At 33.6% G+C, this 17,451-nt stretch carries 24 protein-coding genes and 1 pseudogene; 3 read left to right on the forward strand and 22 right to left on the reverse strand.

Translation table 11 applies throughout. The features are described 5' to 3' along the window. Nucleotides 1-51: 51 nt before the first annotated feature. The 10 genes from JJC03_RS09210 to JJC03_RS09250 form a co-directional block, all read right to left on the reverse strand. Nucleotides 52-450, reverse strand: a complete 399-nt coding sequence (locus JJC03_RS09210) for a hypothetical protein (protein ID WP_235873111.1) — start codon at nucleotides 448-450, stop codon at nucleotides 52-54. 19 nt (nucleotides 451-469) lie between these two features. After that, nucleotides 470-1,114, reverse strand: a complete 645-nt coding sequence (locus JJC03_RS09215) for a hypothetical protein (RefSeq protein WP_235873113.1) — start codon at nucleotides 1,112-1,114, stop codon at nucleotides 470-472. Between the two features lie 84 nt (nucleotides 1,115-1,198). Beyond that, nucleotides 1,199-2,620 carry a phage portal protein gene (locus JJC03_RS09220; RefSeq protein ID WP_235873114.1) on the reverse strand — a complete coding sequence of 474 codons (1,422 nt, stop codon included), beginning with the start codon at nucleotides 2,618-2,620 and terminating at the stop codon, nucleotides 1,199-1,201. A gap of 2 nt (nucleotides 2,621-2,622) precedes the next feature. Next, a complete protein-coding gene (locus JJC03_RS17780) occupies nucleotides 2,623-2,772 on the reverse strand; it encodes a hypothetical protein (protein ID WP_258930530.1) in 150 nt (49 codons plus the stop codon). Nucleotides 2,773-2,818: 46 nt separating this feature from the next. Further along, the gene (locus JJC03_RS17785) at nucleotides 2,819-3,592 is read right to left on the reverse strand and encodes a terminase large subunit domain-containing protein (protein WP_258930533.1); all 774 of its coding nucleotides are present in this window, start codon (nucleotides 3,590-3,592) and stop codon (nucleotides 2,819-2,821) included. Nucleotides 3,593-4,261: 669 nt separating this feature from the next. Further along, nucleotides 4,262-4,456: a hypothetical protein gene (locus JJC03_RS09230; protein WP_235873115.1), complete on the reverse strand. Its 195-nt coding sequence runs from the start codon at nucleotides 4,454-4,456 to the stop codon at nucleotides 4,262-4,264. A 51-nt stretch (nucleotides 4,457-4,507) separates the two neighbouring features. Then, entirely contained in the window at nucleotides 4,508-4,969 is a 462-nt protein-coding gene (locus tag JJC03_RS09235; protein WP_235873116.1) for a hypothetical protein, read from the reverse strand. Continuing rightward, entirely contained in the window at nucleotides 4,962-5,198 is a 237-nt protein-coding gene (locus JJC03_RS09240) for a hypothetical protein (RefSeq protein ID WP_235873117.1), read from the reverse strand. Before JJC03_RS09240 ends, JJC03_RS09235 begins: the two co-directional genes overlap by 8 nt. Before the next feature lie 56 nt (nucleotides 5,199-5,254). Next, nucleotides 5,255-6,715 (reverse strand): class I SAM-dependent methyltransferase, encoded by a 1,461-nt coding sequence (locus tag JJC03_RS09245; RefSeq protein ID WP_235873118.1) that lies wholly within the window; start codon nucleotides 6,713-6,715, stop codon nucleotides 5,255-5,257. A 171-nt stretch (nucleotides 6,716-6,886) separates the two neighbouring features. Further along, nucleotides 6,887-7,267, reverse strand: a complete 381-nt coding sequence (locus tag JJC03_RS09250; protein WP_235873119.1) for a hypothetical protein — start codon at nucleotides 7,265-7,267, stop codon at nucleotides 6,887-6,889. A gap of 136 nt (nucleotides 7,268-7,403) precedes the next feature. On the opposite strand from JJC03_RS09250, the gene JJC03_RS09255 reads away from it, so the two are divergent. Genes JJC03_RS09255 through JJC03_RS09265 form a run of 3 tightly spaced genes read left to right on the forward strand, consistent with a single transcriptional unit; the run spans nucleotide 7,404 to nucleotide 9,541 of the window. Next, entirely contained in the window at nucleotides 7,404-7,868 is a 465-nt protein-coding gene (locus JJC03_RS09255) for a YccF domain-containing protein (protein WP_235873121.1), read from the forward strand. A gap of 36 nt (nucleotides 7,869-7,904) precedes the next feature. Next, nucleotides 7,905-9,308, forward strand: coding sequence for an SNIPE associated domain-containing protein (locus JJC03_RS09260; RefSeq protein ID WP_235873122.1), 1,404 nt, complete (start codon nucleotides 7,905-7,907; stop codon nucleotides 9,306-9,308). Next, nucleotides 9,293-9,541 carry a hypothetical protein gene (locus tag JJC03_RS09265; RefSeq protein WP_235873124.1) on the forward strand — a complete coding sequence of 83 codons (249 nt, stop codon included), beginning with the start codon at nucleotides 9,293-9,295 and terminating at the stop codon, nucleotides 9,539-9,541. Before JJC03_RS09260 ends, JJC03_RS09265 begins: the two co-directional genes overlap by 16 nt. A gap of 631 nt (nucleotides 9,542-10,172) precedes the next feature. Here the strand turns inward: JJC03_RS09265 and JJC03_RS09270 are convergent. From JJC03_RS09270 to JJC03_RS09330, 12 genes and pseudogenes are all read right to left on the reverse strand, one after another. After that, a complete protein-coding gene (locus JJC03_RS09270) occupies nucleotides 10,173-10,388 on the reverse strand; it encodes a hypothetical protein (RefSeq protein WP_235873126.1) in 216 nt (71 codons plus the stop codon). Between the two features lie 128 nt (nucleotides 10,389-10,516). Beyond that, on the reverse strand, nucleotides 10,517-10,783 hold the full coding sequence (locus JJC03_RS09275; RefSeq protein WP_235873128.1) for a hypothetical protein: 267 nt from the start codon (nucleotides 10,781-10,783) through the stop codon (nucleotides 10,517-10,519). A gap of 28 nt (nucleotides 10,784-10,811) precedes the next feature. Then, nucleotides 10,812-11,039: a hypothetical protein gene (locus tag JJC03_RS09280; protein ID WP_235873129.1), complete on the reverse strand. Its 228-nt coding sequence runs from the start codon at nucleotides 11,037-11,039 to the stop codon at nucleotides 10,812-10,814. Between the two features lie 27 nt (nucleotides 11,040-11,066). Beyond that, nucleotides 11,067-11,207, reverse strand: coding sequence for a hypothetical protein (locus JJC03_RS09285; protein ID WP_235873131.1), 141 nt, complete (start codon nucleotides 11,205-11,207; stop codon nucleotides 11,067-11,069). 248 nt (nucleotides 11,208-11,455) lie between these two features. Then, complete coding sequence (locus tag JJC03_RS09290; RefSeq protein WP_258930541.1) at nucleotides 11,456-11,824, reverse strand: DUF3127 domain-containing protein; 369 nt, start codon at nucleotides 11,822-11,824, stop codon at nucleotides 11,456-11,458. A gap of 14 nt (nucleotides 11,825-11,838) precedes the next feature. Continuing rightward, nucleotides 11,839-12,951, reverse strand: a complete 1,113-nt coding sequence (gene dnaN, locus JJC03_RS09295) for a DNA polymerase III subunit beta (RefSeq protein ID WP_235873132.1) — start codon at nucleotides 12,949-12,951, stop codon at nucleotides 11,839-11,841. Between the two features lie 3 nt (nucleotides 12,952-12,954). Beyond that, a complete protein-coding gene (locus JJC03_RS09300) occupies nucleotides 12,955-14,190 on the reverse strand; it encodes a PcfJ domain-containing protein (RefSeq protein WP_235873133.1) in 1,236 nt (411 codons plus the stop codon). 76 nt (nucleotides 14,191-14,266) lie between these two features. Further along, nucleotides 14,267-14,640 (reverse strand): annotated as a pseudogene (locus JJC03_RS19155) (PcfK-like family protein). Nucleotides 14,641-14,727: 87 nt separating this feature from the next. Further along, entirely contained in the window at nucleotides 14,728-15,192 is a 465-nt protein-coding gene (locus JJC03_RS09315; RefSeq protein WP_235873136.1) for a hypothetical protein, read from the reverse strand. A 227-nt stretch (nucleotides 15,193-15,419) separates the two neighbouring features. Then, nucleotides 15,420-15,761 carry a hypothetical protein gene (locus tag JJC03_RS09320; RefSeq protein WP_235873137.1) on the reverse strand — a complete coding sequence of 114 codons (342 nt, stop codon included), beginning with the start codon at nucleotides 15,759-15,761 and terminating at the stop codon, nucleotides 15,420-15,422. 12 nt (nucleotides 15,762-15,773) lie between these two features. After that, complete coding sequence (locus tag JJC03_RS09325; protein WP_235873138.1) at nucleotides 15,774-16,592, reverse strand: hypothetical protein; 819 nt, start codon at nucleotides 16,590-16,592, stop codon at nucleotides 15,774-15,776. Nucleotides 16,593-16,959: 367 nt separating this feature from the next. Further along, nucleotides 16,960-17,448, reverse strand: a complete 489-nt coding sequence (locus JJC03_RS09330) for a DUF6291 domain-containing protein (RefSeq protein ID WP_235873139.1) — start codon at nucleotides 17,446-17,448, stop codon at nucleotides 16,960-16,962. Between the last annotated feature and the right edge of the window lie 3 nt (nucleotides 17,449-17,451).

Below are 17,451 nucleotides of genomic sequence, written 5' to 3' on the forward strand. Positions count from 1 at the left end.
CGGAAAATATTTATCGACCCATTGAGGGAATAATGATTTTTGCATAATAAATTAGTCTTTAGTAAAAATAATGTGTGTTAAAGCTGTTTTTGCTTCTGCTGGAATAGCAGGTAATCCATAATTAACCGCAGCTGCCTCGTTAATTTCTCCGCCTACAACCACTGAGGCAAAAGGCTTTGTCTTCAAGATTGATGCTTTTAAAATACCTTTATAAGCATAGCCCGATGGTAAAGACTCATAATTACCGCTTACGATAAGCAATAGTTTCATGTCTCCGCTGGTTGTGTTCTGGATTACAATTCTTCCAGCTTTCAACACTTCGTCCGCAACTCCCGTCACGTCTAGTGTTTTTCCACCAGGAATATCATGTGTAGCTTTTCTCACAATGATATCATCGAAAGTAGTATCTACCTGTACTGGTGTGTTGTTTAAATTTGCTGTTGTTGCCATTTCTTTTTTTAAAATAGGTTTACATTTCGTTTACAAACTTCTCTACCAATTTCTCGTCAACTGATCCGTTTGGATTCCCACTACCTGCTGGTCCAGAATAACCTGTGTTATTAGCTGCTGTTTGTGATAAAACAGCGTACTCTTCTTCTAGTGATTTTACTTGATCTTCGATAGCTGTTTCTGAATTCAAGTCAATTCTGTTTAGCCAGCTAGTCTTGATAGTATCAGGCATCTTGTTTAAGGTATTTGATTTTGAAAACAATTCTGATGCGGTGACTCTTTTGGTTTCAAGTACCTTTCCTGTCTTAATAGCTTCTATTTCCTCAAGTGTTTTTTGGTTTGAAGAAATCAGCTGTTTCGCCCATTCAGGGATATCCTCTTTTGGCGGTGTAGGAGCAGGTAGGTCTTGTGGAGACACAGGTGTCTTTGGTTCTTTTTGTTTAGATTCAAGAGTTCTGAGTCTATCGTCATCTTTTGCGATTTCCTCAATACTTAAGATCTGATTAAAATCATTAATCACATCATCAATTGCCGAGTCGTCTGCATCGTCGGCTGGTTTGGTTGCGAGTTTATCCGCTAGTGCGTCTAACCTCTTTTGTGACAGGTTAGCCTTAGGGAATAACGCCTTAAGTCTTTCGATCACTTTTACTTTAGGAACTGCCATTTTGATAGGTTTTGAAATTGATAAATTAAAGTACAAATATATTATTTTAATTTAGACTAAATAAAAATAAGAACGCAAAAAAAATTAAGCAACAACTGATTTATCATTCTTAATTTCTTCTAATTCAGAAGCGTTATCATCTGTTTGGTTCAACTTGCCTACCGCTGTTTTCTTACTCATTATGCCTGATTGAACTGCCGTAGAGGTAGTTTCCACCAATTCTTTCAAGTCGTCTGGAAGGATAGAATTAAAAATGACATCAAAATATAAAGTTGTAGCTTCTTTTGACAATGATTGATTTGTAGTGGTGATAACTCCACCAATCATAATATTAATAATTCGCTCAATCATAGTTCTATTGTCACCTTCGTTGCTGTAGGCCTTGATTATAGCGTCAAGAAACATTAATTTCATGGCTACGCCAGACACACTTCCTATTCCCTTTACATTGTCAAATGAAGTGTTTGGTGTGTTGCTGATGCTATACACCAATGAAAGTAAACTTTCAATTTCTAGCTTACTTCGATCAACGGAATTGTTAGCTGTTAAGAATTCAGCTTTTCCGTGTATTGGCTTGTTTGTGTCTTCATCTACTTTGATCGGGAAATGCAACACCTTACCTGTATCATCTTTCTCAGGGAACGATTTAATTTCTCCAAAAATCTGTAATAAAGGATAAGCAGTATAGTCGTTTGATGCGCCTAACTTCGATAAGGTAGTCTCTAATCTATCGATCAGTTCTTTAACATCGAACCATTCAGGTTCATCTTGACTAACATAAACTATAGGGATTCTATCAAATCCGTGAGGTTTAGGAGTGTCTGAATACGCTAATTTTCCTGTTTCAGTGGATAATTTATGACAATTTTTTTCATCCCAAATCTCGATGTTTATAATTTCCTTCCCCTCAGAATTGAAAGTTGAATATTCCCACATAAACAACGTCATGTTACCAGAAGCATCGAAGAAAGGAGTCATTTTTCCTGTATTGTTATCTAGTAACTTAGATTTGATTTCTTTAGCTTGACTTTTTATCCCAATTTTAGCAAGCATTTTGCTAAGTATAGACGATGGACCAATGTCTTTTATATACAATTGTAAAGCTCCTTGGGTTTCTGATTTCTTAAGCAGGACCAGTTTTTGAATTAAGGAATCAATTCTGTTAACTTTCCATAACTGAGCTATAAGCTTTGACAAATTATTATCTTCAGAAGGAACCAGTGTAACAGGTTTTCCGACTTCAAACGAAACAGAAGTCGTGACTATTTTCTTAGGGAAGTTTATCGGTATGCGAACAGCTTTCACAAGCCTTTTTTTTGTTCCAGTACCTGCCATCTTATCTTTTTGAATATTGGCTACTTGCGTATCTCTGACGCTTCGGTCGTGTTGTTTGTATTCTTTTTGATACTTGGATATCTCCTCTATATTTTTACCTGTAGCTCTTATTTTTTCAACTGCCTTTTCAGGTTCAGTTAGCAATAATTGTAGTAATATTTCTTTTTCCATAGTTAGTAATTTATGTTTTCAATATCTTCTTCGGACGAATCGTAAATAGTTGAAGGTTGGTTATACGCAATATGTGCGTATCTAGCGGCATCCCAAAAATGATTGAACTTGTCTAACGGTTGGTTTACTACCATACCTGCTATTTCTCGCATTTTATAATTTTCTTGTTCCTTTTTATTAATCCATATAGTCTATTTTTTACAATATGAATTTTCTTTTTTTCATCGAGTTGACCCAATAGAGGACTCCTTTTGTTTTGCTTATTTTAAAAGCTTTTTTCCATCCTAATTTTTTCAAACCCTTCACCATTTCTATAGTGCCTTTTGATTCACTTGTGTACTTGTCAGAACTATCACAGGCTACTATAGCGTCTTTATCTATTTTAGCAGCTACGAAGAAATCTGCTAAATCACTTTCAGTTTCTATAGGTTGATAACAAAGGGCTTCAATCCATATGTTTTTTTCGTCCTCTGCATATTTTACCGTGGCATTCGGATCTGTTGTAAATCCAAAATCATTACCATAGATGTAAGTCATATCATCTGGGAACTTGTCTATCCATTCTACATATGAGAATATTATTCCTTTCATGGTACCACGCAAGCCTAAACCATACACTTTCCACATATATTCATCAGCGGTCCCGTTATCAATATTATCAGGGTGTGGAGGAGGTATATTGGTTTTGGAAATTGGTTCAACCTTATTTGTAAGCTTATTGTAACAACAGATAATATTGTCTTTGACCATATACGAACCTTGTTTCCACGGTTCATACGATAGAATCTTGTTTCTTTCCTGTATTGATATGTGTTTGTTTTGCTTGTAAGTCGTTCTTAAGAAAGCAATATCAGGGCGTTTCAATACCTTATCAAAGAACCAGTGTTCTGTTACTGAGGGGTTGTAGTCGGCCCACCAGAATTTACGACAGCGCATTTCTGATTGATCGAACACGTGGTTATCAATAAACATGATTTCATTGAAAAGGCATAATCGCAACTCGATCCGTGCTTACCATCACCAAGGAAATAAATAGTGCTTTTGTTTATCTTGAAGCTCTTAATCTCTTTGGCTTGATTAAAGGGGTTAGGCAAACCGTAATCATCTAATCGTCTTTTGAAGTCGTCGTATAACGTGGTCTTGAATTCGTTGTATGTTTCTCTATAGATGTTGATAGTACAACCTTTCAGTTCAATGTACATACATAGCCAAATGATAATATCAACCCCCGACCATGTTTTTCCCGAACGCGACGAACCTTCAAGTGCTACACCTCTATAGCCTGCTAATAGATGTCCCTCCTCATTGTATTTCTGATCCTGGATAGACTTCTGTAACAGCAAGAAGTTAGGGTTAGTATGCTCGTCTGTAGTGATAAGCCTGTCTCGCTTAATATAAAGTTCTCGTTTCTCTAGTAGCGATTCAAGTTCTAATATTTCAGCTTCGGTCAAACTCATTTGTCAAATACTAGGTGTTTTTTTTCTATCAAATAAGCAACGGTTAACATCACATTATCTCGTTCTTTTTTGATAGCTTTGATTTTTTTTCAATGATAAGGTTGTACTCGTTGATAAGGTTGTTATAATTCGATATTACTTTCTTTGTAGCTTCCTAGATTCTTTTTTCTTGTCAGCTCGTTTTTTAAAGTAGTTGTTCAGAAATTTCATGCTGTTTCTCAGTTTTATCGTAAATAAATACGTCATTATCTTTCAGATAAATACACATTTTATCGTCCTTTGATGCTTCGGCATAATCTTTCAATGCGTTACCAATTAACTCAGTGTTGTCAGTTTCTACCGAGTCCACGTATATTTTTCCTCCCTCTATAGTTATCATAATATTTTTTTAACAAAATTAATACTATATATTATTAAATAGTAAAATATACTATTTATTTGATAATTTTTTTTGCATTTCAGCTTTAGCAAGAAGTTGGTCTATTCTAGCATCTAAATCCTCTCTTGACTCTACAACTATAGGTTTATCAGAGTCTCCTTGAATTATATGTCTAGTTATAGGGTATAGTGATTCTAGTTTATTTATTTCCTTTATATAGTTCAAATAAACTTGCATTCCTTTCGGTGTATTTTGAAACTCCGATTTCATGTTGCGGAGTTTCTGTTTTATTTCCGCAATTCTAAGACTTCTTTTTTGTTCAATCGTAGCCTCTTCATTTTCATGCCATGCTAAGTAAGCTTTTCTTAGCAAGTTTTTAGCTTGGCGTCTGCCAATATCCCAATCTGATTGCTCAATATTTTTGAGAATCAGATAATCAGGAACACCATTCAAGATCCAGCCTTGAATGGTGAAAACCCTTTTTTCCGTTTCTATCTTCGTGCTTTTAGCCATTTGGGAACATTCGTTTGATTACGGCAATATGTCGGCTTAGTTCTGTGATTCTATCGCGCAACTTAATCGCTTCTTTTTCTCTTAAAATTCTAATATCTGAATCAGTGTCTAATAAGGAATTGTTTTCGTAGGCCTTCAAAGCGTTTTCATTAATTACCTTCTCATCGTCTAGGTATGATATTATTGTTGTTACCATTTCTCTTATGCATTCTTCATTGGTTAACGCCATTTTTGACTAGGTTTAATTTAATGGCGTAAAAATAACCAAACCTATTTATTTATGTTTTAAAAAACCGTTTCTACTTCCTCTGTTGCTTCAAGCTCGCCAAGGTTAAGTTCTGGGAAATTATCTTTGATTTTTTTCGGATCACCTTTATAAAACACAAGGATATTTTGATGCATTTTACCTACCTTTCGACCATTATTAAATTGGCGTCTTACTCTAATAGCTAAGGAACCAGCTACGTTTACAAGTATCATTTCGTTGTAAAGTTCCATGCCAGCTTCTTTAAACGCTTGAATAGTATCGCTTACAAAATTGTAGTAAAACCCTTTTTTGTCTCTAACATCACCAACTACAAAGCACGCAAAGCGGTCGTCTTTGAGTTTGGCGACTGATTTTTTAATGATAGAAAAATATACTTCCTTAAAGTATTTGTAGTCCATGTTAGACAAGTCTTTCGCATCATCGCTATATTTTTCTAAATCAGCATAAGGAGGACAGCTATACACAAAGTCAGCATTCATCGATATTCTATCAAGTACTTCGTTACTATCGCCAATATTATAATGCACGTCTTTGAGGGATAATTCTCTAACTTGCTTTCTGTTTGCCTCTACCTGGTCCGCTCTTAAATCAATTCCCTCATAGAAATACCCTAGAATTCCTGCAACTGCACCACGAACTGAACCGCCAGCAAATGGATCCAATATCTTTCCACCATCAGGGCAAAACCAACGATACGATAATTCACAAAGAACGGGGTCGAATATACTAGCACCTTCAAAAACGTGCATCCCTTTTTTCTTTGCATAATCTATTGTTTCATCCCAGTTTGGCTCTCGGCTCAATGCTTCACGCATTTTGTTTCTTAACTCATAAATAGCGGTTGATTGTCCACTTTTAGCAATTAACTCAACATCTTCTCTGCTTTCTTGTGAGTTGAATAATGTAGACCATTTTCTTTTTCGAGCTTGCCATTCACCATTTCTAGTATCTAAAACAGAGAAAGGAGGGATTAGAAAGCTTTCTTTTAACGAACTAGGAACGCGTTCTTCTTGCAAAGGATTCTCGTCTTTGTTTAGAAGACCTTGAAATGCAATATCATCAAAGTCTGGAATGTTAATCATTTCAGCTAAGTCTGGAAAGTCTAGCTCAAAATTTTGGACAAACTCTAAAAGGCCTTGTTCTGTTATTTTAGCGTAACTTGAAGAGTAGATTAACACTAACTCGGCAGCTTCTTTTTTTGAGGCACAATCTATAAATGTCGCTGGTAACAACTCAGGTACATCTAAACCTGATTCTGAAAGTTTAACAAGGTCTAAATATCTGTGCTTGCCATCTAAACAATAGATGGTTCCATTTTCTTCCCAGACCTTAAAAGGGTCTGCAAATTGATATTTAAGCAATGATTCTTGAAGCTTCTTATCAGAAGAGCCTATCCATTCCTTGAAGTTTGGTTGTTGAATGAATTGTAACTCCTTCCATTGTATTAATCTTGTAGCTATTACTTTGTTTCCTATCACTATATTTTGTTTTTTGGAATTATTATGAAACAAAATTAGTAAATTATATTATTAAATAGTAAAATATACTAAAAAAGCCACCTTAAAAAAGTGGCTTTTTATTGCATACTATACATTTGCTGTTTTTGAACAATCTGAAAGTGAAACAGCGTTTACAAAATTTAAACATATTTATTTAAAAGTTCCATATTGATATAAACCGACTACTCCGTCAAGAAACTGGATTTTATATGTTGACAATTCCATGTGTTTATCATCTGAATATCCTATTATTTTTCCTGTTCCACCTTTTTTATTGTAAGGATCAGAAGTTAAATTACGGCAGATTATCACCTCGGCACCTAATAAATAATCTGTATTTTTTTCTACTAGTTTACCGTTTGCACCGGACATGATTAATCCTTCTACATGAGCGGTCTGTTCATCGTCGCAAGTAATTAGTATCGCGTTTTTGTGACTGTTGAATACGTAGTTAATATTAGCTTTGTTTAAAGTGCCTGCTGCGAAAGTTAGGTCTAAATCTGTTTCTGGAATAAAAGTTAAAATTGTCATATTTATGCTTGTTAATTATAGAGCAATATTGGGTTGATAATTTTAGTTATTCAAGAAAAAATGGTTTTATTGATATTGTTTTTTGGATATATTAGCAGTTTTAAAAATCACAATAATTAACTAAAAACAAATTCTAATGAGGACAATCGGAAACATTCTTTGGTACTTCCCTTTTTTGGGGTTTTTAACAGCAATTCTAACAATGTTATTTGGATTAATTTTAACAGCAACTATAGTCGCTTCACCAATTGGCATTGGGCTTATGGAATATGGTAAATTCCTGTTAAAACCATTTGGAAATACAATGATAAGCAAAGACAAACTTAATATTAAACAGAACACTTTGTGGGAAGCTTACTCTGCAATAGTGTCTATAATATATTTCCCACTTGGATTGTGTTTAGCTTGCTTTGCAATAACTCAAGTTTTTGCGCTTTGCTTTTCTATTGTAGGTATCCCTATAGCATTAGTAATAGCGAAGTCACTTCGAGTATTTTTGAATCCTGTAAATAAAAAATGTGTTCCTATTTCCGTAGCAGCAGAACTAGAAAACCGAAAAGGACAAATACAAGTCGATACTTATTTAAACAAAACATATTAATAATTCATTTTAAATAAACTTAAACAAACAGATTTTATGGGCTTTATCCTTTTTTTAGCTGTCATAATTATGACAGTGGTTTTAATCAATAACAAAAAGAAATACAAAAAAATCATCGCTGATTTAGAACTAAAAGCTAAATCTTTAAGTTCTGAAATTGAACTTCTTGAAAAAGAAAAGGCGGTGTTAACCGAAAAAAACTCCATCTTAGAAGAAAACATTAATTCTCTAAAAAAATATCAAGGCATTGTTGATGTCGAACAAACGGCTAAGGATATTTTATTAAAAGCTAATTTAGAAGCTAATGATATTCTTGAAACTGCAAAGCAAAATCTTGATCAAGCTGTTTCTGAGGCTAAATTAACAAAATCTAAAGCTAATGCCGATGCTTTACTTTTAAAGGAAAATGCAACAAGTCTTTTAAACAATTCTACTGAAGAAGCAAAACAAATTATTGAGACAGCAGAAAGAAAGGCTGAAGAAATAGCTGGTGATGCTTTTAAAGCTTTGCAAGACTCTAAGGAGTATGAAAGAACAGCAAAGGCTATGAAAAATATAATTGAGGGATACGGAGACCAATATCTAATTCCAACTTATAGTTTGTTAGATAATTTAGCAGAAGATTTTAAACACACAGAAGCTGGAGAAAAACTAAAGTTTTGTAGGGAAAAAACGAGATTAATGGTTAAAAATGAAACTTATGCCAAATGTGATTATGTAGAGGCAAACAGAAAGCAAATAGCAATGAGTTTTGTTTTGGATGCTTTTAATGGAAAAGTAGATAGTATTCTTTCACAAGTAAAAAAAGATAATTATGGAACTTTAGAACAAAAGATCAAAGATTCATATCAATTAGTAAACAACAATGGGAAAGCTTTTAGAAACGCTGTTATCACAGAGGAGTATTTACAAGCTAGAATTGACGAGTTAAAATGGGCGGTAATTGCTCAGGAATTAAAATGGAAAGATCAGGAAGAACAAAAGATACTTAGAGATCAGATTAGAGAGGAAGAAAGAGCAAGAAGAGAATATGAAAAAGCTATTAAAGAAGCTCAAAAAGAAGAAGAAACTCTAAAAAAACTAATAGAAAAAGCTCAAAAAGAAGCATCACAAGCAAACGATGAGCAAAGATTAGAACTAGAACAAAAGTTACGCGAGTTAGAAGACAAACTTCAACTTGCTGAGGATAAAAATAAAAGAGCATTATCAATGGCTCAACAGACAAAATCTGGGAACGTCTATATTATTTCAAATATTGGTTCTTTTGGAGAAAATGTGTTTAAAATTGGTATGACAAGACGTTTGGATCCACTTGATAGAGTTAGGGAGTTGGGCGATGCTAGTGTTCCATTTGAATTTGATGTTCATTCTATGATTTTTAGTGATGACGCTCCTAAACTTGAAAAAGAACTTCATAAAAATTCATGTTTTCTCAATTGAACAAAGTAAATCCAAGAAAAGAGTTTTTCAAATTACAACTTTCAGATATAAAAGATGAATTAGACAGACTTGGCATCCAAGCAAAATGGACAATGACAGCCGAAGCTATTCAGTATAGAGAAAGTCTAGCTATAGAAGAAGCGTTTACAAAAGATAAACAAAAACAAATTGAATGGGAGAATTTCCAATTGAAATCAGAAGAAGCTATGCAACTTGTTGATGAAGAAGTTTAAAAAAACCTACAAACCGAATATAGTAATAAGGCTGTCTATTTAGACAGCCTTATTTGTAATACAATTCTTAGCGAAAATATTTTTTTACTTTCCACTAGAACCATACCCTCTAATCCCTCTTTCGGTTTCTGAAAGTTGGTCAGTTTCAATAAAATTAACACTTGGATAAGGGAGAATTAACTGCCCTATGCGGTCGCCAATATTATATTCGTATTGGTTGGGTACAATACCATATTTACCCGCTGTAGGACGAAATTTAAAAGGAGTTGCGTCTATTTATTAGTTATAGGGCATTTTATAACCAACCAAAAGCAGACGCAGCCATCTCCCCAATTCAACGCAACTAAATAGGATCGGCACCTGTGGCTTTTAAGCCTTCTACCATTTCTAAAATTGAATCACTCAAAGGAATACCTGACGTTGCTAATTTCAAACATAGTATTGTTTTATCGAACGAATTTACTTTTCTGTAAACATATTCTATCTCACTAAAAGCGAATCTACTACAGATAGATAGCGTATTTATTAACCGCGTTTCTAAAAAATCTAATTCTTTTTTTTTCATAATTCAAGTTTATTCATTACTTACGGAGTTGCGTCTATTTATTAGTTATAAGAAATAGCTACATATCTACTTTGCATCATATTTTTTTAATATCTCTATATCATTTGGCATTTTTGCAGACATAGCTATTTTTCTAAACTCTTCTTTATTTATATCTAAAGGAACGTAATTCCCTGAATCAGTTTTATTATTGTAAGAACCAGTTGAATTTAGCAATCTATCCACGACTAATTCTTTTTGTTGTTTAAATAAATATTCTAATTGTTCAATAGTGAAATTCATAATTACTTTTAAAATTTATACCCGCTACTTCTTATAACAGGTGTTAAACATTCCCCATTAGTTTCTACGCGGTAGCCGTGGTTCGATTTGTTGTCTTTCATAGTTAATTTAATAAAGCTTGGTTAATTTTATTTTTTCGGTCTTGTTTGGCTTGCTTTTTCTGCTGGTACACCTCCACCAACCATTGCAGATATATCATCTGTTAAATTCATTATAGCATTCAATTGGGCTTCAGTGACTTCTAGTTTTATCTTTTTATTTTTATTATGTTCAAAATTCTTTAAGGCTTCAATTGTATCTGCAACAAGTTTTTTGCCTGTTGCAGTGAGTGAATTTGTTAAATTCCAACCGAATTTATCGTGTAATAGTTTCAATACTTCTTCGTAATGATCCATATTTTTTTAGTTTTTGGTGACTATTTGCTTAAAAAGGATTTTCAATTTCAATCCAATACTCAACGTTTTTAATTTCATTGTCATTTTGGTCATAGAAGTCGCAAAATGATGAACCATCTAAAAAACCCTCATACATTTCTGCAATGTGGTATTTTCCGTATTCGTCACAAACCAAAACTTTATCGCTTTGTTTGCCATCGAAAATTCCTGTTTTATAAGCAAATGGTCTTTTTTCTGAAAGTTTATTCCAAATCATATTTTTCTTAATTGGTTGTTATTTTCTCTAATTCTTCAACAAATATTTCACTTTCCCTGTTTCTACTCGGTTTTGTGAAATGTGTATAGCATCTAAACGAAGTTTTTTTTCTATTTCAAAAATATTAAGCGTGCCTACTGGTTTCTTTTTCTTAGTTTTGGTCGTCATATCATTTTATTTGGTTAAAAAAACATATAAATCTCCCATTATATCCTATTAATTTTATTCTTGCATATTTTGAATTAAAATAAACCCCATAAGGGAGATATTTTAACAGAATACCGTGCACATAAGCAGTTATATTTAACATGTTAATAGTATTAATAATGCGTTCAGGATAAATGAAATCAATACCCCGATAATTACGCCGTTTACAAAAGTTTGTTTTTTATCGTAATTCATTTTAAACAATAATATTAAAACGGTAAATCGTCGTCTTCTTGGTTAAACACTGCTTTATTTTCCATGTATCTATCAACTGCGCTTTCAGGCCTTTGAGTAGTATTATTTTGATTAAGTCTTTCTATTTGCCATCCTTGAATTGAATTAAAATATTTAGCTTCTCCTTGTGGGTTAATCCATTCTCGACCACGCAAGTTGATCGATACTTTTACTTGTTCTCCCACTTGGAAATTATTCAAATCATCCACTTTTGCTTGAGTAAACTCAACCATGATATGCTGTGGATACTGCTCGTCTGTTGTAATTACTAACTCTCTCTTCTTAAAAGACGCACTAACTTCTTGTGTGGGGTTAATGACTTTAATTCTTCCTAAAATTTCCATGATCTATAATTTGTTTAACTTAATAATGTTGGCATTAACAGCATTAATGATGTGCTGTTCGTCTCTCCTTCAACTGGTAGTAATATTCCCGCTTTTCTAGGGTCTGAAAGCTGTAAATAAATTTCTTCCGAATCTATATTTGATAATAGTTCCATGAAATATCTAGCGTTAAATCCAATTGCTATTTCATCCCCAGCATACACACACGCAAGGTTTTCTATCGCACTTTTAGAGTAGTTAATATCTTCTGCAGAAACAGCCACATTTCCTTCTTTGAAATGTAATTTTATACTGTTCGTTTCTTTGCTTGAGAATATTGAACACATCTTAATCGAATTCAGTAATGAAAGACGATTAACAATTACTTGATAAGGATTGTCTTTAGGAATTACCGCTTCGTAATTAGGGTATTTACCATCTACTAAACGAGTAGTTAGTTTGTAATTCCCTAAGTCAAACAAAGCATTCGTTTCGTTGTACTCTATGCTTATTGTTTTGCCATTTTCCAAAATAGATTTTAATAATAAAAGAGGCTTTTTAGGGCAGATAAAAGAAAAAGATTCTGTGTTACTCGTTGGTACCGAGTATTTAGCTAATTTATGCGCATTGGTTGCTACAAACGTGATTAGCTCTGTTGATGATTCAATAAACACCCCCGTTAGCACGGGACGTAAATCATCGTTACTTGCAGCAAATACTGTTTTACTAATTCCTTTCAGTAAGGTGTCAGAACTAATTGAAATCCCTTTTGGATTCACAATACTTTTAACTTTAGGGTATTGGACTGCATCGCTGTACGCAATTGAGTAATTTCCAGATTCTGAAACAATATCTACCGTATTATTCTCGTTTATCTTCAAGGTCAATGGCTGATGTGGTATGGCTTTAAGAATCTCAATAATAATTTTTGCATTTATGCATAACTCTTGCTTAATCATTACGCTTTCTAAAAGCTCAATGCTTGTAACAAAAGTGTTTTCTAAGTCAGAAGCTGTGATCTGCATTTTATCCGTTTCAATTTCTAGGTAGAAATTATCAAGAATTGGCATAGTAGAGTTATTTGAAATAACCCCGTTTAGATATTGAAATTTTTCTAATAATTTCTTGCTGTCTATTTTTAATTCCATTTTTCACGCTGTTAATTTACTGTTAATGATTTCTCTAATTTTTGATAAGTTATTTTTTACTAGGTTGATAATTTTTGTATGATATGGAGAGGGTTTATTGTTTTTGCCTCGAGATTGAATGATTTCAAGTGTATTTATATCAAGCTCTATAGTTTCCGTTCGTACTCCAGCTACTTTGGCTGAAAGGCATAGTGAATTTTCTTTTAAATAATATTCGTTACTAAACACACAGTGATCAAGGAATGTCCCCTCTATTCTGAATTCGTTGATATCCTTTAAAACACTAACGGTAATATTCCCTTTTTCAAGTTTTATATTGGTGAATTTTGATACAAAATCCCGATATCTTTTCTCGGCTTCTTCAAGTTGTTTTTGTCTTTGTATAGCAGCCTTTCTTTCCCGTTCGCGTTGCTTTTTTCGCTCAATCTCTGACTTCTTTTTGAACAACCGGTCGTGTTCCTTTTTAAGATTATCAGGACAAATTATTGAAGGGTTGTTTAAATCCTTTTTAAAGTATTTTAAAACATCTAAATAATCAACCCAAAGAGTAACATCTTTTATTAAGTATTGGTGTTTTAGCGCTATTTTAATGCTAGACCAATATAGGTTACCTTTGTAATTATCCCTTATTATGAATCTAGCAAGTTCAAATTTATTTTGCTTAATTAGTGTCTCGACTTTTGGCCTACTAGCTATCTCTGTTTCTGCCTCTAGAATAGATAAGCCTGTTTTGGGGAGATTATGCGATATACCTAACTTGGTGTATCGCTCTTGAAAGTAAGAGTCTTTATGATACATAAAAGGATAAGTATCATAGTTATTTCGACACCAGTAGGTACTTCTTGCTAATCTAATCTCCCAATTAGAATTCCAGCTATCTGCATATGAGTTAAGTATATGTTTCAATCCTATAAAGGTAACTTTTCCTTTTTCATCAATCCAGTATTGGACAAGTTCTCTATTAGTGTATTTTACTTTTTCTCCCTTACGGTGATCAGAGGTTAACTCAAAGTTTCTAATCACTTGAAACCTGCCGTATATTTCAGCTGTAGCGTAGCAAACGGATTGTTTATCTGTAAAGCACCTACTTTCTTCTAAGTTAAGTGCCGTTTGGCAGTTAGGACATTTTATCTTTTTTCTTTTTTTGAAATTTCTTTCAAACTTTTCTCCGCAATCCATACATAAAACACTGTTTTTAGTATAGAACCCTTTATGCAATAAACAATCTTTTTTGCCCAATCCACAACTTCTTTCTCAATAGGCAGTAGTCTGCTACTGCATTCTACTACCTCATGCTGTAATTTAGTAACAGGCTTCATAGATCACTAAATAAATCTAATACATTAGCAGCCTCTACCTTTTTAATTGGTTTCGTTTTTGGCTTATTTTTTAACGCTTCTAGCGTAGCGTTAGGAACTACTTTTACCGATTCGTTTACAACTACATTACAAGGAGTTGCTTTAATATCCTTAATGTCGTCTTCATCGTAATAATGAGCCGCCCACCCATACACTTCTTCATCAGCATATCCAATTGCTTTCCCTTTTTAGCACATTCTAAAATGTAGTTGCAACATTCGTCTATGCTTTTGTTTTCTTTTTTGTAGGTGATTGCGAAGAGTTCATCCTCAGACGCTCGTTTCTCTAAGTAATTTTGTATCGCTTTTTTAAATGCTGGTGATGTATTCATAATATTATCTACTAAGTTGTCGTTAATATGATTTTTATCTATTGGAGAGGTATCTGTATCAAATTCTCGTTGCCATACGGTATTGTGTTATTTGTTAAGGGTTAAAAAATCTTTGTAAATCGCTTCAAACTGTTTTCCTGCATATTCTGCTAATTCAGATGATTTGAAGCAAAGGCGCGAGCCGACAAGCGAAACCGAATACCAGAGATCGTAGCCGCCGAACGAAAAACCGCCACCCGAAGGAGAACCTATTTCGAACCATGGATAATATTTATATTCCATTTTGTTTGACCAATCAGGCGTCCAACCTTGATTTAATGCTTGGGCAATTAGTTTTAATTGTTTGTACGCCAATTCGTCTGAAGGTAAGTTTTGGGTTTGTTCTGCAAACGCTGAACCGTCAATGTTTAATACTATTAATACATCTACAAAGGTTTTGATACGTTCTTTGATGTCTTTAGGCGTTTCTTTGAATTTTACCTCGCCTGTTTTAGGGTCGAAATTGTCAATCTCAAATCCAGCAGGAATTTGAATTTTTAAAGTGTTACTCATTGTTATAAATTTTAATTATTGATCCCACCAACGCTGATTTATAAAAACCTCGGCGTAAGGGAATGATGTGTGGCTCATTTGTTAAGTATTACGAAGCAATATTGGGTTGACAATTCAACCTGTGAAAGGAATTTTATACTTATCTTCCATGGATAAGCATATAGGCGTCGCGTTGCTCTTGATTGGTTCTAATTTTCAAACCCGTCAGTTTTTTAAACATTTCACCGTCAGTTTTTTTTTCTTGTCGGTTTAACGCATTCAACAGGTATCTTTAGATATTTACACATTTCTACAAGCTTATTAGCTACTTCAAAATTTCGCCCTAAAGCAGCCCCTATATTCGCGTTCCATTTTGATGATTTACCTTCTTTTGAATGCCAATTTGATTTATTCAAAGCTCCCATTTCCACATAAACCGTTGGCTTAATTTCTCTTTCACTGTAAAATTTTAGTGTATCAAAAAGCTCGAAAAAGGTTAAGTTTTTCAGTTGCAATTTATTCTCTTTAATAAAGGCAAAACCGCTCTTATCAACATCAGGATCGATGCCGATTAATATTTTTTCTTTCATGATTTAAATGGCTTAAAATGAGGCAAGAAACTCCTCTTTGTCTTTGAAATTATTCTTTATGTATTCCGAAACCAAAACGCTTTTACACCTGTTTTGAACCACTAAAAGTGGTTTACTCGACATGGCTTCTTTTTGAATTTCTGCCAAAACCGCCTTGTAGTTCAGCGGTCTTTTTGAGTTCACAATTTGCTTTTCTTCCTTGATGTGTTTTTGCAATTGTTTTTTGTACAAATCCTTTTTTTCGCTATCGGAGATTGTTATTTTTCCAGAATTATAAAGTTCGTCGTAAAGCATCCAAGCATCGCCTGAATACCCTTTTCCTTCTACATCCGTGAAAATGTTTTTTAAAAGAAGATGTTTTGTTTTGGCTATTTCGTCTTCATTTCGAAATTCTTGTTTTAACGCGTTTATTTTCATCTTATGGTCGTACACCCTTAACGACTCGTTTCGGTGGTCTAAAAACGCACTCAAAACCTCTCCTGCGCTAATACTATCTAATAATCTGAAAGTTTTTATATTTGAAAACTCTCTAGCAACATACATTTTGAACGCTTCTTTGATTTCTGGAATGGTTAGATTTCCGAATTTGGAAATGATAAAATCTTTAACCACCAGCATCTGGATATTCAAATCCCGCTCTTCCTCTTCGTTTGAGATTTTCAGATTCAAAAGCGTGATTAAATAATTCATCAAGCCGTCGGTCTCAGCAACATCCTCAACAGCTCGTATTTTCGGATAATCCTCGTTAAGAACCGCCAGTAATGGTCTCGATGGCGTTTGCAGTGCTAAACCTGAATTGCTTTTTGTAGGTAGGTGTCTTTGTGTTTTCATTTGGCGTTTGTTTTACGGTTTGATTTGTAATTGCGTCAAAGTTGGACATGAGATTTTTAAGCAAAAAATGCTCTCGAAGCCATTTGTTACTCCACGCGTTTTCAAGAAATTTAGTAAACACTCGAACGGCTCGGTCTTCTGGCCAAGCAAAATCCTTTCCCTCTGATATGTCCTTTTTTTGAGACAGCGAGTAACAATTTTCCAGAATAGTTTTTAAAATCTTGCCTTGGGCTGAATTGAAAGTCGGCTCGATGGCAAATTTTGTTTTGTAAAAGTTAAACCAAACGTTTAGCAACGATTTCCAATGCTCTGTTGCTTTTTCTTTTTTGGCGCAACTTTTTTTTCTTTTTCTATTTTTTTTGAATTTTTAGAAGAAGCTAATTGGGGTTGATTTATTTTTTTTTGGAAGTGGCGCGTTAGCGACACAATGAGATTTAGAATTATTAATATTAATAATATCATTATCATTATCATTATCATTATCAGCGATGTTTGCGATAAAAATATCGCAATGCGATGTTTTGCGATGCTCTGCGATTTTTTCAGCTTCTTCAAGGCTTATTTTTTTACCAATAAAATCACTGTAAATATCTGGATTCCATCTTTTTAAATTACCTATTCTACCGCTTAAGCTCTTCTTTTCTAACTCACAGTTATACTTATTTAAATCTCTTTTTAATTGTGTTTTTATAGATTCGAAAGCCATTTTTAAAACTCTATCTTCTAAAATTGGCGATTCATCATTCACATAAGAGAATAAATGTTTGACTAAAATTCCTGCTTCTTGATCCGTTAACATATCAAAAATACCCTGCCAATCACAATATGCGACAAATGATTTTTTGTTTTCTGCCATAGT

This window comes from Flavobacterium oreochromis, assembly GCF_019565455.1.
GTDB lineage: Bacteria > Bacteroidota > Bacteroidia > Flavobacteriales > Flavobacteriaceae > Flavobacterium > Flavobacterium oreochromis.

Bases quoted from the DNA above. Each gene is read 5' to 3' on its own strand.
- JJC03_RS09290 (WP_258930541.1), bottom strand. From the start codon at position 11,824: ATGGAAATTTTAGGAAGAATTAAAGTCATTAACCCCACACAAGAAGTT.
- JJC03_RS09260 (WP_235873122.1), top strand. From the start codon at position 7,905: ATGGGCTTTATCCTTTTTTTAGCTGTCATAATTATGACAGTGGTTTTA.
- JJC03_RS09220 (WP_235873114.1), bottom strand. From the start codon at position 2,620: ATGGAAAAAGAAATATTACTACAATTATTGCTAACTGAACCTGAAAAG.
- JJC03_RS09315 (WP_235873136.1), bottom strand. From the start codon at position 15,192: ATGAGTAACACTTTAAAAATTCAAATTCCTGCTGGATTTGAGATTGAC.
- JJC03_RS09320 (WP_235873137.1), bottom strand. From the start codon at position 15,761: ATGAAAGAAAAAATATTAATCGGCATCGATCCTGATGTTGATAAGAGC.
- JJC03_RS09240 (WP_235873117.1), bottom strand. From the start codon at position 5,198: ATGGCGTTAACCAATGAAGAATGCATAAGAGAAATGGTAACAACAATA.
- JJC03_RS09250 (WP_235873119.1), bottom strand. From the start codon at position 7,267: ATGACAATTTTAACTTTTATTCCAGAAACAGATTTAGACCTAACTTTC.
- JJC03_RS09275 (WP_235873128.1), bottom strand. From the start codon at position 10,783: ATGGATCATTACGAAGAAGTATTGAAACTATTACACGATAAATTCGGT.
- JJC03_RS09285 (WP_235873131.1), bottom strand. From the start codon at position 11,207: ATGACGACCAAAACTAAGAAAAAGAAACCAGTAGGCACGCTTAATATT.
- JJC03_RS09325 (WP_235873138.1), bottom strand. From the start codon at position 16,592: ATGAAAACACAAAGACACCTACCTACAAAAAGCAATTCAGGTTTAGCA.
- JJC03_RS09330 (WP_235873139.1), bottom strand. From the start codon at position 17,448: ATGGCAGAAAACAAAAAATCATTTGTCGCATATTGTGATTGGCAGGGT.
- JJC03_RS09280 (WP_235873129.1), bottom strand. From the start codon at position 11,039: ATGATTTGGAATAAACTTTCAGAAAAAAGACCATTTGCTTATAAAACA.
- JJC03_RS09210 (WP_235873111.1), bottom strand. From the start codon at position 450: ATGGCAACAACAGCAAATTTAAACAACACACCAGTACAGGTAGATACT.
- JJC03_RS09270 (WP_235873126.1), bottom strand. From the start codon at position 10,388: ATGAATTTCACTATTGAACAATTAGAATATTTATTTAAACAACAAAAA.
- dnaN (WP_235873132.1), bottom strand. From the start codon at position 12,951: ATGGAATTAAAAATAGACAGCAAGAAATTATTAGAAAAATTTCAATAT.
- JJC03_RS17780 (WP_258930530.1), bottom strand. From the start codon at position 2,772: ATGCGAGAAATAGCAGGTATGGTAGTAAACCAACCGTTAGACAAGTTC.
- JJC03_RS09265 (WP_235873124.1), top strand. From the start codon at position 9,293: ATGTTTTCTCAATTGAACAAAGTAAATCCAAGAAAAGAGTTTTTCAAA.
- JJC03_RS09235 (WP_235873116.1), bottom strand. From the start codon at position 4,969: ATGGCTAAAAGCACGAAGATAGAAACGGAAAAAAGGGTTTTCACCATT.
- JJC03_RS09255 (WP_235873121.1), top strand. From the start codon at position 7,404: ATGAGGACAATCGGAAACATTCTTTGGTACTTCCCTTTTTTGGGGTTT.
- JJC03_RS17785 (WP_258930533.1), bottom strand. From the start codon at position 3,592: ATGTTTATTGATAACCACGTGTTCGATCAATCAGAAATGCGCTGTCGT.
- JJC03_RS09215 (WP_235873113.1), bottom strand. From the start codon at position 1,114: ATGGCAGTTCCTAAAGTAAAAGTGATCGAAAGACTTAAGGCGTTATTC.
- JJC03_RS09230 (WP_235873115.1), bottom strand. From the start codon at position 4,456: ATGATAACTATAGAGGGAGGAAAAATATACGTGGACTCGGTAGAAACT.